Source organism: Loktanella salsilacus (assembly GCF_900114485.1).
GTDB lineage: Bacteria > Pseudomonadota > Alphaproteobacteria > Rhodobacterales > Rhodobacteraceae > Loktanella > Loktanella salsilacus.
This window is the reverse complement of sequence record NZ_FOTF01000040.1, coordinates 1-18,786: the sequence shown is the minus strand read 5'-3', so window position 1 is coordinate 18,786 and position 18,786 is coordinate 1. Positions and strand designations below refer to the sequence as shown.

Annotated in this window: 20 protein-coding genes; 10 read left to right on the top strand and 10 right to left on the bottom strand. The window is 57.0% G+C overall.

What is annotated here, in order from left to right; genetic code table 11:
- Nucleotides 1–210 (top strand): hypothetical protein (locus BM131_RS20460; RefSeq protein ID WP_217646901.1); only part of this gene is annotated, 210 nt, incomplete at its 5' end.
- On the opposite strand, the gene BM131_RS18905 is transcribed toward BM131_RS20460, so the two are convergent.
- Complete coding sequence (locus BM131_RS18905; protein WP_245754326.1) at nt 196–840, bottom strand: outer membrane protein; 645 nt, start codon at nt 838–840, stop codon at nt 196–198. The genes BM131_RS20460 and BM131_RS18905 overlap by 15 nt on opposite strands.
- A 229-nt stretch (nt 841–1,069) precedes the next feature.
- Nucleotides 1,070–1,513, bottom strand: coding sequence for a prepilin peptidase (locus tag BM131_RS18900; protein ID WP_090191944.1), 444 nt, complete (start codon nt 1,511–1,513; stop codon nt 1,070–1,072).
- Between the two features lie 211 nt (nt 1,514–1,724).
- On the opposite strand from BM131_RS18900, the gene BM131_RS18895 reads away from it, so the two are divergent.
- On the top strand, nt 1,725–3,350 hold the full coding sequence (locus BM131_RS18895; RefSeq protein ID WP_090191942.1) for a DUF4331 domain-containing protein: 1,626 nt from the start codon (nt 1,725–1,727) through the stop codon (nt 3,348–3,350).
- Between the two features lie 9 nt (nt 3,351–3,359).
- The gene (locus BM131_RS18890) at nt 3,360–3,584 is read left to right on the top strand and encodes a hypothetical protein (protein ID WP_090191940.1); all 225 of its coding nucleotides are present in this window, start codon (nt 3,360–3,362) and stop codon (nt 3,582–3,584) included.
- A 49-nt stretch (nt 3,585–3,633) separates the two neighbouring features.
- Here the strand turns inward: BM131_RS18890 and BM131_RS18885 are convergent, their stop codons facing one another.
- The 3 genes from BM131_RS18885 to BM131_RS18875 are packed head-to-tail and all read right to left on the bottom strand — an operon-like array spanning nt 3,634 to nt 6,211.
- Nucleotides 3,634–4,482 carry a type II secretion system minor pseudopilin gene (locus BM131_RS18885; RefSeq protein ID WP_090191938.1) on the bottom strand — a complete coding sequence of 283 codons (849 nt, stop codon included), beginning with the start codon at nt 4,480–4,482 and terminating at the stop codon, nt 3,634–3,636.
- Nucleotides 4,482–5,096: a prepilin-type N-terminal cleavage/methylation domain-containing protein gene (locus tag BM131_RS18880; RefSeq protein WP_175499488.1), complete on the bottom strand. Its 615-nt coding sequence runs from the start codon at nt 5,094–5,096 to the stop codon at nt 4,482–4,484. Before BM131_RS18880 ends, BM131_RS18885 begins: the two co-directional genes overlap by 1 nt.
- A complete protein-coding gene (locus tag BM131_RS18875) occupies nt 5,093–6,211 on the bottom strand; it encodes a penicillin-binding protein activator (protein ID WP_090191936.1) in 1,119 nt (372 codons plus the stop codon). Before BM131_RS18875 ends, BM131_RS18880 begins: the two co-directional genes overlap by 4 nt.
- A 2-nt stretch (nt 6,212–6,213) precedes the next feature.
- Between BM131_RS18875 and gspN the strand changes: the two genes are divergently transcribed.
- On the top strand, nt 6,214–6,864 hold the full coding sequence (gspN, locus tag BM131_RS18870) for a type II secretion system protein N (RefSeq protein ID WP_090191935.1): 651 nt from the start codon (nt 6,214–6,216) through the stop codon (nt 6,862–6,864).
- Here the strand turns inward: gspN and BM131_RS18865 are convergent.
- The 4 genes from BM131_RS18865 to gspL are packed head-to-tail and all read right to left on the bottom strand — an operon-like array spanning nt 6,861 to nt 11,067.
- The gene (locus tag BM131_RS18865; RefSeq protein ID WP_090191933.1) at nt 6,861–8,069 is read right to left on the bottom strand and encodes a type II secretion system F family protein; all 1,209 of its coding nucleotides are present in this window, start codon (nt 8,067–8,069) and stop codon (nt 6,861–6,863) included. The genes gspN and BM131_RS18865 overlap by 4 nt on opposite strands.
- Nucleotides 8,070–9,551: a GspE/PulE family protein gene (locus tag BM131_RS18860; protein ID WP_090191931.1), complete on the bottom strand. Its 1,482-nt coding sequence runs from the start codon at nt 9,549–9,551 to the stop codon at nt 8,070–8,072.
- The gene (gspM, locus tag BM131_RS18855) at nt 9,548–10,006 is read right to left on the bottom strand and encodes a type II secretion system protein GspM (RefSeq protein ID WP_090191929.1); all 459 of its coding nucleotides are present in this window, start codon (nt 10,004–10,006) and stop codon (nt 9,548–9,550) included. The genes BM131_RS18860 and gspM overlap by 4 nt, the downstream gene beginning before the upstream one ends.
- Nucleotides 10,003–11,067 carry a type II secretion system protein GspL gene (gene gspL, locus BM131_RS18850; protein WP_245754327.1) on the bottom strand — a complete coding sequence of 355 codons (1,065 nt, stop codon included), beginning with the start codon at nt 11,065–11,067 and terminating at the stop codon, nt 10,003–10,005. The genes gspM and gspL overlap by 4 nt, the downstream gene beginning before the upstream one ends.
- Before the next feature lie 175 nt (nt 11,068–11,242).
- Between gspL and gspG the strand changes: the two genes are divergently transcribed.
- The 6 genes from gspG (at nt 11,243) to BM131_RS18820 (ending at nt 17,226) form a co-directional block, all read left to right on the top strand.
- The gene (gspG, locus tag BM131_RS18845) at nt 11,243–11,719 is read left to right on the top strand and encodes a type II secretion system major pseudopilin GspG (RefSeq protein WP_090191926.1); all 477 of its coding nucleotides are present in this window, start codon (nt 11,243–11,245) and stop codon (nt 11,717–11,719) included.
- Nucleotides 11,719–12,183 carry a prepilin-type N-terminal cleavage/methylation domain-containing protein gene (locus BM131_RS18840; RefSeq protein ID WP_090191924.1) on the top strand — a complete coding sequence of 155 codons (465 nt, stop codon included), beginning with the start codon at nt 11,719–11,721 and terminating at the stop codon, nt 12,181–12,183. The genes gspG and BM131_RS18840 overlap by 1 nt, the downstream gene beginning before the upstream one ends.
- Nucleotides 12,183–12,575, top strand: a complete 393-nt coding sequence (gene gspI, locus BM131_RS18835; RefSeq protein ID WP_090191923.1) for a type II secretion system minor pseudopilin GspI — start codon at nt 12,183–12,185, stop codon at nt 12,573–12,575. The genes BM131_RS18840 and gspI overlap by 1 nt, the downstream gene beginning before the upstream one ends.
- The gene (locus BM131_RS18830) at nt 12,575–13,459 is read left to right on the top strand and encodes a type II secretion system protein N (protein ID WP_090191921.1); all 885 of its coding nucleotides are present in this window, start codon (nt 12,575–12,577) and stop codon (nt 13,457–13,459) included. Before gspI ends, BM131_RS18830 begins: the two co-directional genes overlap by 1 nt.
- Nucleotides 13,456–15,405, top strand: a complete 1,950-nt coding sequence (gspD, locus tag BM131_RS18825; RefSeq protein WP_245754324.1) for a type II secretion system secretin GspD — start codon at nt 13,456–13,458, stop codon at nt 15,403–15,405. Before BM131_RS18830 ends, gspD begins: the two co-directional genes overlap by 4 nt.
- A gap of 402 nt (nt 15,406–15,807) precedes the next feature.
- Entirely contained in the window at nt 15,808–17,226 is a 1,419-nt protein-coding gene (locus BM131_RS18820; RefSeq protein ID WP_090191919.1) for a PAS domain-containing sensor histidine kinase, read from the top strand.
- Between the two features lie 179 nt (nt 17,227–17,405).
- Here BM131_RS18820 and BM131_RS18815 read toward each other — a convergent pair whose 3' ends face one another.
- Nucleotides 17,406–18,452, bottom strand: coding sequence for an alpha/beta hydrolase (locus BM131_RS18815; protein ID WP_090191917.1), 1,047 nt, complete (start codon nt 18,450–18,452; stop codon nt 17,406–17,408).
- Nucleotides 18,453–18,786: the final 334 nt, after the last annotated feature.

Sequence of the window (18,786 nt, the reverse complement as noted above, 5' to 3'; positions counted from 1 at the left end):
ATGGATACTCCTTCCTTCTGTGATGGTTTCAACACTCATCATAGTGGCACATTGCGATGCCGTCGGGAGGGGGCATCCAAGCCATCAACAAAGCCATTCACGGCTATCAATATTACGCTGGCTAAAACGTTGAGAGTTGCAAATTATGGATGTTTTCCAACTCTCAACTTATTTCATCAGCAAGTGGAGGCAGGTTTAAAAGCGAAATGAAAGCCGTAGTGCGGCGTCTGTTGCCTCGAGATCAACATTCGAATCTTCGAAATTATCAAACTGGTTTTTGATGACCTCGGCGCCGAGAATTAAATTCTGCCCGACTTGGTAGTCAACGCCCAATCCGATCAAAGCACCTGTATCGGTACCTGCAAAGCTGCTGCTGGATACTTTTGCGCTGGCGACACCGGCGGTTGCATAGGGAAGGAACTTGCCGAAATCATAGCCAACACGCACTTTAGCGCGGGCGACGCTGTCTAACTCAAGAAAGGACGAACCTTCCTGAACATCCGTTGCTTCATATTGGAGTTCGCCGCCCAGAACAACTTTGCCAAAACCATGGTTGTAGCCTGCGTGAACTCCATAGGAGGTGCCGTCGAGTGAGCCGCCGAAGAGGTTGGCACCGTTCGTTGATCCGTCCAATGAGGTGTACCCGAGGCTTCCACCGATATAGGCACCCGTCCAACCTGAAGTTTGAGGCGTAACTTGAGTCGCGGTTATGGGTGTAGGTTCAACCGCCATGATGGGTTCAGCCAAGCTTCCGGCTGAGGCAGGCGAGATCAAATGCAAGCAGGCAGCCATAGTGGCAGCGGTACTGCAAATTGATCGTATCGAAATTGTAGGGGCCATTTTGTAAATCCTTAAACATTCAACACAACAACATTGGACCATGCTCGTGCCAACGTGACGCGTACGGACCAGCATTAAGATCATAGCATACTTATCGGGACAGCCATCAACGGCAAATGGCGTTTATTGAAGCAATGTGTAACGTTTGTGATAATAAAGTTCGATTAGGCCGTTGAATCGGGACCATTCTGATCGGCGGCGTGGGTGCTGCTTAGTCGAAGTCAGGCCGTCACCATTTGTCACTTGCAAGCCAGACGGTGAAAAAGGCTATTGCAAGCCAAGGTCCAAAAGCGATGCGCTTTTGCGTATCCTGCTCACTAAATATGGTAACTACTAGGGCGCTAACGGCGGCGATGAGGACTACCAAAGGCAACGCTTCCAATCCGACCCAAGCCCCCGCAGCTGCCAACAGTTTCGCATCGCCAAGTCCTAGCCCGTCGACGCCGCGTAGCTTAAAGAACGCTTCCCCAATAAGTGCAAAAGTCAGGTATCCTGCGGCCGCGGCCGCGATGTAGTTCCATGGTATCGCTGCGAGATGCAGGCTATTCAAGGCCAGGCCGACTGCGATCAAAGGCAAGGTGTAGTGGTCGGGCAGACGGTAGGTTCGCACATCAACTTGTGACAAGCGCAAGAGAGCTATACCGAGTGCCACAGTCGTGATGGCGGTAAACATTTTAGACCTTTGTTTAGTTGCCAGTAACGATAAGTTGATGGAGCGATATTAGAGATATTTCAGGTGTTGTGAAACTTTAAAAACCAAACGCCGTGCCTTCCATTACTGATCTTGAAAGTCGCCTCTTGTTTGCTGCTGCCGTTACGTTAGCATCTGCCTACGATAGCGCCTTTTGGGGAGTGAGTTTAGTGTTTATGAGAGGGCAAGATCAATGAAACTCAAGATCAATAACATATTAAGCGGGACGACTGCACTGGCAGTTTGTCTGACCGCAACAATGGCAGGTGCATCTTCGCACCGAGAAGCATCAGCAATCACGGAAACTCCTAAAGTCGATGGTACTGACTTTTACATGTTCCGTAGCTACGAGCCTGGCCGCGAAAACTACGTTACTTTAATCGCAAACTATCAGCCTATTCAGGCCCCTTATGGCGGTCCAAACTACTTCACGATGGACCCTGATGCGATCTACGAGATCCACATCGACAACGACGGTGATGCCGTTGAGGACATCACTTTTCAGTTTGATTTCAACAATAACCTTGCAAACAAGGGCAACGGTATTGAATTGAATATCGGCGGTAAGAATGTGGCGATTCCGCTTCGCCAAGTCGGACCGGTTACAGCAGCTGATCCGACCGGCAATCTTAACGAAATAGAGAATTACGGCGTTAAAGTAATACGCGGCGATCGTCGCAGTGGTACCGCGCAACAGCTGACGCGGGCCGGTGGCGGCACTAACTTTGTGAAACCGCTTGATAACGTGGGCACAAAGACGCTCCCAGACTATGCGGCATATTCTGACAAATTCATTTATGATAAAGTCACAATTCCGGGCTGTTCCGCCAAGGCACGCGTGTTTGCCGGCCAGCGAGCTGAGGCATTTGCCGTTAACCTTGGGCCGATTTTTGACCTTGTGAATATCATCCCCTTACAGGGCGCTGACAATGCGGAATACCCACAGTACAACGCACCAGACTACGCCTACAAAGGTGTTGGAATTCAGCAAGACCGTGCAAATGATGACTTGGTTGGTAAGGCGAACGTGACGTCTTTGGCAATTGAAGTGCCGATTTCTTGTCTGACCGGCGGAGACGATCCCGTCATCGGTGCATGGACAACGGCAAGTCTACCACAAGCAATGCTAGAGGATCCGTCGCCCACCTATGAACAGGATGCTAAATATGGCGGGGCATGGGTTCAGCAGTCTCGCCTTTCCGCACCGCTCGTAAACGAAGTTGTAATCGGTTTGCGTGACAAAAACTTGTTTAACGCTGCCGAGCCGACCCAAGATAGCGCCTTGGCAACCTACGTGACCAACCCGACACTACCTGCGTTGCTGGACGTTCTATTCCGTGATGCGCTTGGTGCGCCGGGAAACATCGCACCATCTAACTTTCCGCGCAATGATCTGGTGGCGGCCTTCTTGACTGGCTTCCCAGGCTTCAACCAGCCGGCCAGTGTGACGCCATCTGAAATGATGCGTCTGAATACTGCGGTTTCGGCAACGCCGCTGGCACAGCAAAACGTCTTTGGTGTGGTCGCAGAAGACCTTGCAGGCTTCCCCAACGGTCGTCGTCCTGCTGACGATACTGTCGATATTGCGCTGCGCGTTGTCATGGGTGCGCTATGTCATCCCGTGCCGCTTGGCGCAGAATTGGGCGTGCCTAATGCAACGGAAGACACGGCAAGCGATAACGTGAACCTTGGCCTTTGCGCTCCGAGTGATGCGCCAGTTGGCACGCTGCCGTTTACCGATGGCGCACCTATCAAGCCGTCCGAACTGCCGGCTGCGTTTCCATACCTGAACACGCCACTGCCTGGCGCACAGGGTTAAGGGGGAATTATGCAACAATCGTTCAACATGATCCGCAACGTCGGCTTCGGGTTTGTCGCAATGGCCGCACTGGTTGCTTGTGACAATGCAACAGGTGGCCAACTTGGGAAGGGCATCACGTCTCTGGGTAGCGATTTCGTTCGGGCTTTTAATCAAGACCGAAACGATACGCCGATCTCGCTAGAGAATGTGACGCTGCTTCAGACACCCCAGATTGAGCCGTTCAATCCGTAACTGAGCTAACAAGAAAAGCGAAACGGCCGGTCCCAAGGACCGGCCGTTTTTAATTGGACGGCTGCGTCAAAGCCGGAGCCGAAAGTTTTCGAGAGATCACTCGCACCTCACGCTCAGCCGGTGTGCGACGCAGGCGTAAAATGCGGCTATTCAATGTGATGACTGCGTCATCCACGCCAGCAGTGACTTTGACATCATAGACGTCAGAGGTAAAACCAATCCCGGTTGCGGCCAGACCACCCAGATTGGCAAGGTCTGTAGGTGTAATGAAACCTTGTCTGTCCCGCAGCGCCAGCAGTCGCGATGCTGTCGCAGGATTACCTAGTACGGCTGACAGAACTGGCATAGTTGAAGTGTTTAGGTTCACATTTCCCGGGACAGGCAAAGCTACAAACAGTGTTTTTAACGTAGATAAGGTGGTGTCATCAAGATCTCGCAAGGCGTCCAGATCAGCCAGAGGGCCAGCGGACTGAACTTGTTTTATGATCCCCTGACCGACACTGGCAGGAATCCCAGCCTGTGCAATCAGTAGCGCAAACACTTGCGTTTTCACCAATCCTCCATCTGCAAGCTGGTTGATGTCAAACAGCGCCTGCGCATCAACGATCGTCACAGAAAACGTTCCTGTCGCCAGCTGCACGGGGGCCTGTTGGATCAGCGCCCAGTCTTCGGTGAAGTTGTCCGTGTCCGGGCCCGTGATCAGGTCGCGCTGCAGGGCAGCTACGACGGAGGCTTCCCCGCCAAGTGCGAGCGCCTCGGCTTGGGTGGCGGCCGCGGCGCGGCGGGTGCGGTCGATTAGGTTGTCTTGCGACGTAAACATTAGCACTACCAACGCTGAACCCAATGCCAGCGCAACCAACACGTTAACCAGAATAATCCCGTCGTCGGTGCGGCGCATTAGTTTGCATCTACCGCAGGTTCCGGCGCGGCGTCCACCGGTAGCGACGTGTCCGCACTACCAGAAAATGCGGACAGTGGATTGGTGTCCCGCCGGTCTGGCGTCGCGTCTGGTACTTGTGCCAGTCGCAGAAGGACTCCCTGCGTCGGTCCCAGATCGAGTGCCATTTCCACACCGCGCAAAGCTGGAGCTTCTTGATCGTTCGGCCAGATTTGAAACCAGGCGCCCTCGCTGTCGACAAAGCGAAACTGCGCGTCCGCTACGGCCAGGAGGGATTGTATCAGCGCGGCTTCTGCCGCCGATGACTGCGCCTGCCGGGTTAGGGTGCCGTCCTGCATTTGCCAGATGAGCGCGGGCTTTGCCCCGCGATAGACGGTCAGGGTGGTGCCATCCCCGGTGATGCCGCCCGGGACGGATTGGGTCAGATCGCGGCTGAATAGCTGCAGCGCACGGTCAATCTGCGCAAGATTTTCCAGCCGTCCTTCGGTTCGATCGCGCACGCGGATAATCGTGTCTAACGTGGTAAAGGACGCAATCCCGACCATTGCAAACAGCACAAGAGCCACCAGCATTTCCACCAGTGTCAGACCTGCTACGCTGTCGCGCTGCGTCATGCGCCGGTCGCGCCGATCAGGGTCGTCGCGCCTGATTGCACGCCAAGAACGGCCAAGGCGCGGTCGCATTGTCCGCTTTCGGTAAAGCGGTAGGGACCAAGCACCCCGTCAAAGCCACCCTCGCGCAGCAGTCCAGCGCGATTTTGCTGGCCAATGCGGCCCAATAGGCGCGCCATCTCGACTGCGTCAAAGGCCAGACCCGCCAGAATGCCTGCCTCTTGCCCAGTCTGTTCTTCCAGCGCGAGCGCAAAGGCTTCGTATCGAATCGGGTCCGGGGCGGCGAACCATGCGCCTATCAGGGCGGGCACTCGATAAGGGACTATCGACGACCATTGATCCGACCCAAGGATCTGGATCCCCGCCGCATTTAGGGCGGCAGCTTGCGCGTCGAATGCACCGCCAACAATTGGCAGATACACGGCGTCAGGTGCGCTGCCACCATTGGCGGCCGTCAGCGCGGTGATTAACCCGGTTGCGCTGTCGGTGACGACGGGCGCTGCGATAGTGGTCCCAACGGCGGCACCCGCCGCTTGCGCGGCATTAGCCTGCAGCTGGCCAAAGGGCGATGTCGGCACGACAACGCCGATCCGCCGCTTGCCGCGCTGGTTGGCAAAACCGATGACGGACCGCGCCGATTGTAGCGGAGTCAGGCCAAAGACGAACACGCCGTTGCCCGCAACAGTGCTGTCGTTCGTTAGGGCCACTACGGGCACTCGTCCTGCAACGGCTCCGACGGCTCGGCTTTGCCCTGACAATAGCGGGCCTAGCAACATCTGCGCCCCATCGGCCAAGGCGGCCCGGGCCGCCGTGACGGCGCTGCTATCGGAGCCGCCGGAATCATAGACTGCAACCTCGGCCCCCGGACCGATATCATTGCCGCCAACACTTGCGGCGGCCTGCATGATCTGACCTATTGAAGTTTGAGCCCCCGATAGCGGTGCCAACAATGCGGCTCGACCAATTGTGCCCGCAGGCGGCAAAGCCGGCTCTCCTGACAAGGCTGCGCAGCCCCCCAGCAAGGTAACGCCCGATGTTCCGCATAACCCCGCAAGAAAACGTCGGCGCCCCAAAGGGATCCCGGCTGCGGCGCGTGATAAGATGGGGTGTTCTGACATGTGTGACTGCCTTGCTCTATATCGCGGCTCTGGTGGCGACGATGCCTGCCAGTGCTTTGCGCGATCTTGGCACCATCCCTCCGCAAGTCACAGCCCTTTATGGCACGATCTGGCAAGGTAGCGCCGGTTTGATCGGCGGTTATACTATTGATTGGGATGTGCGCCTGCGTGATCTGGCGTTGCTTCGGCTGCGCGCTGATCTAGCTGTGCATGGGACAGACACGCAGTTGTTCGGTGCGGCGACGCTGTCACGGCGGGCGGCGGTGATGACGGATGTGGCAGGCCGGGCCGGGCCGGGGTTGCTGAAGCTTGTTCCTAACCTGGCGGTGGACAGGTGCAACACACGCGCCATCATTGATATTGCGCGCATTGGCTTGTTACCGGGGCAGGCGATGGTGCAGGGCCGCGTCGATATAGGTGCAGGCACCTGTACCGAAGCCAATGGCCGGATCAACCCTGTCCCGGCCATGACCGTGACGCTAACCAGCGCGGGGTCCGATGCGCAAGCCGTGTTGACCGCACAGGGTGCCACCTTGGCGGAGGTTACAGTCACCGGCGACCGCCGCTTGCAGCTGACCTTGCAGCCCGAAGGAGCGGCCCTGATCCCGGGCTTGCCGACCGGGGCTCCGATTATGCTGGAATTTCCGTTCTAGTTGACCAGATTGTTTAGGTTCACGATGGGCAGCAGGATCGACAGTACCAGAAGCATTACGATCCCGCCCATCAGCAATAGCACGGCGGGTTCCACCAGCGCCACCAGCGCCGCGACAAGGGCGTTCAGATCACGCGCTTGATCGTCTGCAGCCCGTGTCAAGGTCGCCCCCAGCACACCGCCTGCCTCGCCACTCGCGACCATTGCGATCAACATGGGCGGGAAGATTTCAGCCTCAGCTAGGGCGCGTGATAGGGCCGTGCCTTCGCGTACTCGGGCGCTGGCGGCCTGCACGCGGGCGCGGATATAGAGGTTTGGCACCGTCTGGGCTGCCGCCTCCAGCGCGTCGGTCAGGGGGACCTGACTGACGGTGAGTGTGGACAGTGTGCCCGCGAACTGCGCGGCATTCGCCTTTAGGACAAAGGTTCGGGTGACGGGCGCAAGTGCCAGGAACCGGTGCCAGCGTAGCCGCACCGCAGGGCGGCGCAGGATCGCCCCAACGCTAAACGCTGCAGTCACGATCGCCGCGAGCATTACCAGCCCCCAGGCGTTGATGAAATCCGACACCGCAATCAAGGCGCGGGTCAGAAACGGCAGCTCGGCCCCACGGGATGTGAACACCCGCACGATATCGGGCACCACAAAGGTCAGGAGTGCAACAATAACCGCCAATGACACGACCGCAAGGATCGCGGGATAGAGCAGCGCCAGTTGCACGGTCTGGCGGTTCTTGGCGCGGGTTTCGACGAAGAATGACAGCAGGTCCATCACACGCCCCAATTGCCCCGAACTTTCCCCTGCTGCGACAGAGGCGCGATAGTAATCGCCAAAGGTCTGCGGATAATCGCCCAAGGCCTGGGCAAAGCTGCGGCCATCAAGCACCGCTGCGCGCAGGTTCAAAAGCAGGGTTGAAATCGCGGGCTTGTCCGATTGATCAGCGACGGTTTTCAGTGCCTGTTCAACCGAAATGCCAGACCCGATCAACGTCGCAAGCTGCCGCGTCACCAGCGTCAGTGCCCGGATCGACACAGTTTTGACGCGGGCGGCGGTGGGTCCGCCGCGTTTTGATGTCGTCGGCTCCACGCTGACCGGCGATAGCTGCCTCGCTCTTAAGGAGTGGCGGGCGGCGGCGGCATTGGTTGCCTCGGTGATGCCCTTGACGGTCTTTCCCGCCGGATCGACTGCCGTATAGGCGAAGGCGGCCATTTAGGTGCCTACCTCTGGCAGGGAAGGATCTTCGTGGACGGCGCGGGCGACCTCTTGCGGCGTAGTCAGGCCGGCACGCATCTTTGCCACGCCGTCCAGCAAGATTCCGGCCCCGCGCTTACGGGCGGCGGCGATCATATCGGCCTCTGACCCGCCTTCGTGCAGCATCCTTTCAAGCGCCGTATCGACCTCGATCACTTCATATAGCGGCAATCGGCCCCGGTGGCCCGACCCGTGGCAGGTATTGCACCCAGCGCCTATCTGAACTACCTCGCCCGCAGGCACGGCGTGGGACAGCAGAGCACTTTCGGCCTCTGTCAGGATGTGGTCGGCCTTGCAGTCCGGGCAAGTCTGCCGCACCAGCCGCTGCGCGATTAGCCCCCGCAACATGGGAGCCAGCAGAAATCGTTCTACTCCCATTTCGACCAGACGCGACACAGCACCGATTGCCGTGTTCGTATGCAGAGTCGAGATGACAAGGTGCCCGGTCATGGCGCTCTCTACCGCGATTTGCGCAGTTTCGCGGTCACGAATTTCACCGACCATTATGACGTCGGGATCTTGGCGTAGAATAGCGCGCAGGCCGCGGGCAAAGGTCAGATCGGTCTTGGCGTTGACCTGCATCTGGCCGACGCCGTCCATTGTGTATTCGATCGGGTCTTCGACCGTCATGATATTGCGCTGCCGGTCATTTAGCATGTCGAGCCCAGCATAAAGCGTCGTAGTTTTGCCCGACCCCGTTGGCCCTGTGACCAGCACTAGCCCGTCGGGTCGTGCAAGGATGCGTTTCAGCTTGGCATTGTCAGTGTCAGATAGCCCCAGATAGTCGATACCACGTAGGGTCTGACCCCGGTCCAGCAGACGCAGCACAACCCGTTCACCAAACTGGCTAGGGATAGTGGAAATGCGCACGTCAAGATCGTATCCACCAACCCGCAAGCTGACGCGTCCATCTTGCGGAAGGCGCTTTTCTGCAATGTCGAGTTTACCCATGACTTTGATCCGGCTGACCAGAAGAGGGGCCAACGCACGCTTTGGGCTAATAACCTCGCGCAAGACGCCGTCGATACGAAAGCGCACCAACAGGCGGCGCTCCTCCGTTTCGATATGCACGTCAGATGCGCCTTCCTTAACCGCCTCTAGCAGTAGGGCATTGATCAGGCGCACGACGGGGGCATCGTCGTTCTGCGCCAGCAGGTCGTCTACGGACGCCGCAGTGTCAGCGAGTGAAGCAAGGTTGTCGTCTGCATCCGCTGCAACCTGCGCCGCCTCTGACGCGGAGTCCCGATAGACGGTGCCAAGCGCCGCCTCAAAGGCGGCAGCGGAGATTTCTATAAATGGCAGTGGACCGCCATTCACGCGCTGTGCCTCGATTAGGGCCGCGACGGGTGCATCCGCGCGGTAGCGGCAGACCGCGCCGCCGTCATCCATTACTATCACGCCCTGTGTTTGGGCAAAGCCATAAGTCAGGCGGGGGATCATTGCATATCCTCCAGCAACAGTCTGGCAGAAATTGCGCCAGGTGCCGGGCGGCGGTCCAGTTCTATCGCGGCGACGCGGACGGCAAAATTTGCTTCCATGTCCGACATCCACAGCATGATAGATTGGAATGGCACTTCGTCCAATGTAACCCGCAGACCAGTGCCATCAGGCTCTAGCCGGCGAAGTTGCAGGCCTGCGGACTCGGCGCTTTGGGTGACGCGTGTGGCAATGGGGTCAGTGGGTGCGGGCACGGCGATTGGGGCGGGGTCCGCCTGCAAGCGCGCGGCGGCGCTGCTGACAAGGCGATAGGCTGCAATATCTGTCAAGTGCGCGGCGCGGGTTTGCTGCAATGGCACCCAAGCAAATTGGAACAGCCCAAACATCACCGCAAGCGGGACAAGGCCTACCAGAAGGACGCGTTCTCGCATGGTCAAGCTGTTGAACCATCGGGTCATGCTGGACCCCGCGAGATGCGCAACTCTGCCTCTGCAGCGCCGTCACCGGCACTTGCCGCTCCGGATTGGACTGCCAATCCTGCGGCGATCAGCCCACGTTCGATCGTTTGTAACGCCTCCAGCCCGCTGGCTTGCACGAGCACGACAAGCCGGTCTTCAGCGGCCCCCCAACTAAGCCTGCGGAACGTGGCATCGGTATTTGTGACCGCCAAGGCGGCGGCCACATCGGCCATCAGTGGCAACAACGTACTGCCAGCGGGCGTGGCTTGCGTTGGTGTCAAAAGCGCCAAGATAGGGCCGACATCTGGCATCAGCGTCATACCCGGCAGCGTGTCTGCAATAGACGCCTGCGCCGCCGCCTGCTCTCTGTTTGCAATCCGGTTCAAGGCAATGACGTCAAGCGCTAACAGCGATAAATGTGCAACCAGCCCCGCCGCAATCACTGCGCCGGCCAAAACTGCGGGCCGCCAATAGCGTGCCGTATCTCCTAGACGGACGCGGGGCAGGGTATAGGCCAGTTCCACCGCGTTAGGAGGCGGGACATTCTGCGACAGGTCCGAATGCGGCAGGTCTTGCGGCAGTGGCATTGCGAGTGATGTCAACGCTGGTTGGCCAGCCCGCGTCCAAAGAAGCGGCAGCATCTCTGTCGGGGCTGCAAAGCCGGTGCCATCGGCGGCACGCACAATGCAACGGTCGCCGTCACGCCAGACGGCCCAGCCGTCGTTCGGGCGCGCAATTATTAGGTATTCAGGCAAGATGCGCGGCGCGATATCAGGGCAGGTGTCGATAATCCGCCGATCCACAACAAAGGTAATCTGGGGAGTGCCGGATTTGGCGATTACTGGTCCGGCAGTAATTAAGGTTTGGTCAAGCGGCATGGCGATGCGGTCTTCGGCGGCGAAAACAAGCATGGCGGCCCGCTGCCGGGTCGAGGCGGGGGGGAGGGTAATTAGGTGACTGGTAACTTGTTCGCCTGCCAGCAGAAAGGGCAGGGGGCGCTGCGTGACCCCCCGGGCCAGAAGCTCCTGCAGGGCCGCGCTTCCGGCTCGTGCGACCGACATCGAAGTGGGGTGGGGAACTTGCAGTTCGGTGTGATCATCAGGCAATATAACGGGCGGCGCTGACGCCACTTTTTTCGCATTAATCCCTTGATTATTCACGAATTATTGCCTTTTCATCCGTCCTGCGTATCATGTATCATACTGACAGCCACGCTGGCGAAAGGGAAACAGTTTCATGCGCCTTATCCTCAACCGCCTCCGCTACCGGCAGAAGCGCCGCACACCCGATGCGGGCGTCACTTTGATCGAGATGATGGTCGTTCTGGTTATCATCGCATTGGTCGCAGCAATTATCGTGCCAAATGTCATTGGCCGCCCTGACGAGGCACGCGTTGCCGTCGCCCAAACCGATATTCGGGCCATCGGCTCTGCGCTGGAACTTTACCGGCTGGATAACCAAACCTATCCGACGACATCGCAGGGGCTGCAGGCTTTGGCCGCGCGTCCGACATCGCCGCCAGAGCCTCGCAATTGGGTCGTGGGCGGTTATCTACCGCAATTGCCTGTGGATCCTTGGGGCAACGAATATCTGTACCGCTCGCCGGGGGATACAGGCGGGTTCGATCTGATAACGCTGGGGGCAGATGGAGCGCCCGGCGGTGAAGGCCCCGCCGCCGACATCGCCCACGGGCAAGCGACCGCCACCAACTGATGCGAAGCCGTGATGCGGGCGTCACATTGGTCGAAGTGCTCGTTGTGCTCGTTCTTGTCGGCATCATGGCTGGCGCTATCGGTTTGTCACTGGGCCCCGCGGACCGCGGCGACGCCGCGAACAGAGAAGCGACATTACTAATTGCTCGCCTGAACCGCGCGGCGGATGAGGCATTGCTGACTGGGGCGGCGACCGCCTTTGTCTGGGGTGACGGCACCTATCGGTTCGAGGTGCGTCAGATAGATGGCAGTTGGGGACCGCATCCGATTGAGCTGTTGGGGACGCCGCATCAGGTAGGTATCATCAACTTTTCTGGCGATGGCGGCAGCGATGGCCGCTATGTCGTCGACGGTGATCTACTTCCCGCAACGATGGCCGCATTGAGGCTGACCATGCGCAGCGCGAATGGTTCGGATGAGGTGGTTAGCTTCGACGGTGTCAACGCCCTTCAGGACCCATCCTAATGGAAAGCCGTGACGCGCAATCCGGATTTTCTTTGATAGAGGCGTTGGTCGCGATGGCCGTGCTGGCGTTGGGTGCGGTATCGCTGCTGATCGCAACTGAAGGGCAGTCCACCCGGATCGGAGCCGTGACGGAACGCACGACCGCACGTTGGGTTGCCGACTATGCTTTGACAGCGGCCCGTATTGGCGTGTCCATTCCCGAGAACATCGAGATGTTGGGACGTTCATTCCCTGTGACCGTGGCAGAGACTGAAACTGGCGATCCTGATCTTTTATCGCTGGATGTCACGGTAAGTTCCCCCGCCGCGCAGGTTGGTGACAGCGTCGCCAATGTGCTTTACCGTTTGACGGGTTATAGATTGTCTGGTTCGACGTTGAGGGAGGGCGAGTGATGCATGTGCACGCCGCAAAATGGCTGCCCTTTGGTGCAGGCGCACTTATGCTTGGGTCATTGGCCATCTCTGCAGCCCCTGTGACATGGCATCTGCGGGGCACAGTCGCCGGTAGCAACAACGCCACTCTGCCCGAACCTGCGGTGTCAGACTCTGCCCCGCGCCCATCCGCTGATATCGCACCGGTGCTATCGTTGGCCCCCTTTGGGCGCCCCGATGCACCTCCATCTGCCGAAGAGGTGGCACCGATGATGCTTGATATGGCGCTGCTGGGTATCATCCGGCGCGATAATCCGGCTGAATCCATGGCGCTGATAGATACCGGCGGCCGCCAAGCGAATTATAAGCAAGGCAACAAAATTGGCGAAGCGGCGATTCTTGATCAGGTGAACGCCGATCACGTCGTTTTACTAGTGGACGGCGCGCGGCGGATTTTGGGATTTCCTAACTCCGATACTGTCTTGGAGGCGCCTGACGCGGCGGCGACAAGCAGTGGCGACAACATGGCATCGCTTCTGGCGGCGGCCTTGGCCGCGCCAGCGACGCAGGCCTATGCAGAGCCGGCCACCGCGCCGGCGCCAGTGACCACGCAGGACTATATAGACCTGTGGCGAGAGCGTATCAGGGCCAATCCAATGCAGGTTCTGGACGAAATAGGTTTGGTTGCTGGCGACGGGGGCTATACCATCGCAGAAAATCACGATAGCGGGGTTACCCGCGCAGGATTGAAGGCAGGAGACTTGGTAAAATCTGTGAATGGACAACCGGTGGGCAATATCGATAGCGATCGTGCACTATATGACGAAGTCGCGAATTCAGGCCTTGCTCGGGTCGAGATAGAGCGGGATGGCCGCTCCATTTTGCTGTCGTTTCCGCTGCAATGATGCGCCGCCTTATCACCTTTGCACTGGCGATGGCTCTGGCAACCGCGCCGTTGCGGGCGCAAGACGGCACCTTTACGATCAACTTGCGGGACGCCGAAATCTCGGTCTTGGCGGAACAGATTACAGAAATCACGAAGCGGACCCTGATCCTTGACCCCGGCCTGACCGGCACAGTCACGGTCGTATCGTCAGAAGCGCTGGATGAAGTTGGGATCTGGTCCCTGTTTCAATCGATCTTGCGCGCACGTGGCTTTGTCGCGGTCCAATCTGGCACGATCTGGCAGGTTGTGCCAGAGGCTGAGCAACGCACCGTCAGTGGTCCTGCCGGGGGTACACCCGTTGGCGGTCAGGATGTGGTGACCGAAACTTTGCGTCTTGATAGGCTTCCCTCTGCCGAAGCGGTGCGCGTGCTGCGCCCTCTGGTGGCCGAAAGCGGTTATCTTGAGGCGGTCGAGGACCCCAACGCCATTATCATCACGGACACACGGGCCAACGTGGACCGGATCATTCAGATCGCCAACGCCTTTGACGGCGATGCGCAGGTTCGCGCCGAGGTAATCCGTTTCCGTCAGGCCGAGGCGTCGTCGGTGGGGCAGGCCATTCTAGACGTGCTTGGGCCCGCGGGCACTGGTGCACGGCTAAGCGTTGATGCGGGCGCAAACTTACTTCTGGTGCGCGGCACGCCGTCCGATATAGAGGAAATTCGCCAACTCGCTCAGGCTATGGACGTGCGCGCGCCAGTGTCCCCGGCTGCGCAGGTCAGCACGCGTGTATTTAACCTGCAGTATGGCGATGCCGGGGTTATAGCAGATATCGTACGCGGCACGGTTGGTGACGCGACGAGTATTACTAATCCAGTCGCGGCTGATGTAGGGGCCGCGATTGATCCAGGAGCTGTGGACCAAGACGGCAATCAGATTGCTGGCTTCTTCAGCCCGGTCAGCCGCGATACTACGTCCCCTGCGGTGACAATCACGCCTTCGATCGAGACAAACTCGGTCATAGTCCGCGGCACTCAGACCCAGCTTGCAGAAATCGGAGAGTTGATTCATGCGCTGGACGTTCGCCGGCCACAAGTGATGATCGAGGCTGCCATAGTCGAAGTTTCTGGTGATGTGGCCGAACGCTTAGGTGCGCAGCTTGGCTTTGGGACTACACAGGCCCAGGGAGCCTTAGGCGCGTCATCTTTTAGTAACGGCGGAGTGTCGTTGCAAGGCGTCTTGGCAGCCGTGGGCGCACCAGCATCGGTTGCGCTGTCGACTGGGGCGACGTTGGCCGCGAGCAATAATGACTTTGGTCTGCTGGTGCAGGCGCTTTCAAACTCAACGCGCGCCCGGCTACTATCGACGCCATCGGTCACGACGCTCGACAATGAGCCGGCTACCATCGTGGTCGGCCAGAACGTGCCATTCCGCACCGGGAGCTTTGCGACTGACGGCAACACTGTAACCCCGTTCACGACCATTGAACGTCAGGATGTCGGGATTACTATGAACGTCGTGCCGCGCATCACTGCAGGTGGCGTTGTGCAACTTGTGATCGAGCAGGAAATTAGCAGTCTTGTGAACGGTAACGTCGAGGGGGCAGCCGATCTTGTTACCAATCGGCGTGTTATCAACACCACAGTCATGGCAGACAATGGGGGCACTGTCGTGCTGGGCGGCTTGATTACGGATGACCGCCTGTCGAGCGAGCAAAAGGTCCCAGGGCTCGGTGACATTCCTGTCGTTGGTAACCTATTCAAATCTCGCGACGCTCGAGAGTCGCGTCGCACTCTGTTCGTCTTTCTGCGGCCGACAATTCTGAGGGATCGGGCGGACATCCAAGCGGCAAGCGCCAATCGGTTGACGCGACTAAGGCAGGCCGATGGAATCGCAGCGCCACGCACAATTTTGAGAGAGCAAGAGGTGCGCCAGCTCCCCTTAGAAATTCAAGGGCTTTACTAGCAACTATATCTTTAATCTGCTGGATAAGCCCAATTCAGTCGTGATTTGCATAGCGCATTCGCGATGGTGACGAGTTTTCGGGCATCTTGCCGTCCTCCTCTGCGCATGGCGTTGAACAACACGACCTTGGCACATCGCGATGCCGTTTGGGGAGGGCGGCCACCACTCCATCTCGCATGAGAGGGCAGAGCAGTAAGGGCTTTTTGACGACGACGGTTGATTTGCAGTAGTGTGAAATTTGCACAGCTTTCAGTTTGCCAACACCGCAGCTCGATTTTTACTGAGAGATTGGAATATAAGGTGCAATATTCAGCAAAATATTATTCCCATTGGAGGGTAGGTCATGTTGCATTGAGCAAGACGCGACCTTGCCACCAATGATTATGCACAGGTTTGCTTTAGATGTTTCGATCAATTGTTGAGAATGCGCCGATTGGCGTTTTGATAATAGATAGCTCCGATGAAGTTATATTCTGTAACTTGATGGCCTTATCAATATTATTGATGCATGATGAGACGATAGTTGGAAGGAAAATATTAGACATCTTGCCAGAAATTTCTATTTTAGAAAAACTGCCAATCCAAAATAAAAGCTACAACGGCGATGCAGAAATAATATCTATCTTGTCTGCGGATGGAAACGAAAATTACTGCGAAGTTCAATTGAGTCGACCTGCAGGCGCTCACGACAATATAAAGCACATCGTAACACTCACCGATGTGACACGCCGTGTTCGCGCTTTGCAAGCGGTGCAAGGTCAGGAACATCGCTGGGATCTAGCATTGCAGGGAAGCCAGATTGGAGTTTTTGAATCCGATTTACGCACGGGTACCGGGTTCGCGTCACAGACATGGTTTGAATTGCTTGGTATATCGAAGGCAAAAGAGCGAGATTCCGACGCAGAATGGCATGCTCGCGTCCATCCAGACGACTTGGCTCTCGTGGTTTCGAGCGACGCTCAATGTATTGAAGGATTGTCGGAAAAGTCTGAAGCCTCCTTCCGTATGATGGTTCAAGACGGCACCTGGCACTGGATGAAATCTATCCTAAGAGTGACCGAACGCGATGGAACCGGAAAAGCTGTTCGTTTGCTCGGCACGATGGTTGATATTACTGAGCAGAAGCGTGTTGATGAACTGAAAGACGATTTTGTTGCGACGGTTAGCCATGAATTACGCACTCCGCTGGCAGCAGTTTATGGTGCGCTCAGACTTTTAAGCGAATCTATGAGCATGAGCGCTTCAGAAAAGACAAAAAAACTGTTTGGGATGGCTTACCGAAACACTTCCCGGCTCATTCAGGTTGTCGACGAACTTCTCGATTTTCAAAAGCTCAAGACAGGCCACTTCTCAGTTGAAATGTCACGTGTCGATATCGTGGACATAGTTAATCAGGTGGGTATCGACAATGAACTATATGCTAAAAAATATGAAGTGACTTTGATAGTTGATACTCCAAAGAAAAGTATATTTTTAAATGCAGATCCGTTAAGGCTTAAACAAGTCCTCACTAATCTAGTATCAAATTCTGCAAAGTTCTCTTTTCCGAACGGGTCGGTAATCATTAGAATAGAACTTGAAAAATCTAACTGTATGATCTCTATAATCGATAATGGCCACGGCATTTCTTCCGATTTTAGCAAGCGAATATTTATACCTTTCTCTCAACAAGCTGATCATTTGACGCGGAACAGTGGCGGGAGTGGGCTTGGGCTCGCTATTTCCAAAAGTCTTATTGAACTCATGTCAGGAGAAATCGGCTATCATTCCGAGCCAAACGTTGAGACAACTTTTTGGGTCAAAATACCCGTAATGTCATGAAATATTATGTCGTAAATGGGCTTTGTTGATGGCTTGGATGCCCCCTACCGACGGCATCGCAATGTGCCACTATGATGAGTGTTGCGGCCATCACACAAGGAAGGGGAATCCAAGCCATCGAGACAGCCGTCGGAAAGCCCGCACTATTTCGGGGCGGGCTTTCGGTCGCGTCTGAGCTTTTACTTCGTGAAGTGATCCTTGAGGAAGTTTGCGGCCTCGGTGATTGCCGCTTTTGTCGCCGGCGTTTGCGCGTAGGCGTTCAGCATCACGAAATCATGCGTTGTAAAATCATAACGCGTGCTCTGCGTTTCGACCCCGGCCAATGTCAGTTTCGAGGCAAAGGCCTCGCCTTCATCACGAAGCACGTCGTTCGCGTCAGTGATGACCAGCGCTGGTGGCAGGTCTGCCAGATCTTCCGCACCGTAGTTCAGGGGAGAAATCATCGGATCGGCACTATCGGAGCCCTCGGGCAGGTAAGCTTCCCAGAACCACGCCATGCTGGCTTTCGACAGCCACGGTCCGTCCGCAAACAGTTCATAAGAGTGACTGGTCAGGTCGGCGGTGGTGACCGGGTAAAACATAACCATCGAGTCAAGGGCGGGGCCATCGGCCTTGGCGCGCATGGCCGTCACCGCCACCATCTGGCCGCCGACTGAGTCACCTGCAATTGCCAGCTGGTTGGCATCAATGCCAAACTCTGCGGCATTTTCCGCCACATGCTTCAAAACGGCATAATCCTGATCGAGCTGGACAGGATGCTTTTGCTCGGGCGCGGGACTGTATTCGACAAAGACCATTGCGGCATTCGCCTGCGTCGCCAGATCGCGCATCAGCCGTTCATGTGTGGTGAAATTCCCCAGCACCCAACCGCCGCCGTGAAAGTAAACAACGCCGGGAAGAGCTTCTCCTTCGGTCCCCGCGGGGCGAACCGTGTAGACCTTGATCTCGCCGGTGGGGCCGACATTCAGGGTCATCTCCTGCACGTCCGCATCCGGCATCTCGACGTTGCCTTTAGTCTGCGCGTCGATCAGCACCTGACGCGCCTCGTCATAGGGCAGCTGGTTGATTGGAGTAGAGCCTTTCAGACTGTCGATGAATTCTTGGGTGGTCTTTTCCAGCACAACTTCGGGAACATCAGTGTTCGGGGCGGTGGTGTCCTGCGCGAACGCAAAAGCGGGAATGGCTACAATTGTGACTGTAGTCGCGAGTGTCCGAAAGGCTTTCATGGGTGTGTCTCCAATTTACGTTTCAGTGCCCAACGCTGAGCTCGGATGTAAGGCTACCGAAATACTCTAGGAACACGGTGACGTGACCGTTGGGCAGTTTGATGGAGCCGTCCAAAATCAATCTGATCTGCATTATTGCCCGGGCTGGATGTGTTTGTACAAGCTACCGCATAGTGCGCCCCATCATTCCGGTGCCGCACCGCTGAGAGGAGAAGGCAACACCCCAATATATGCCATGTGTGTAGATTTCCACGCGGAAGTGAGCCGGGTTTTCCATCGAGAAGTGAGCCACCTTTAAGTTATGTTTCGGGTGTCAGGCTTTGGTCAATGCATG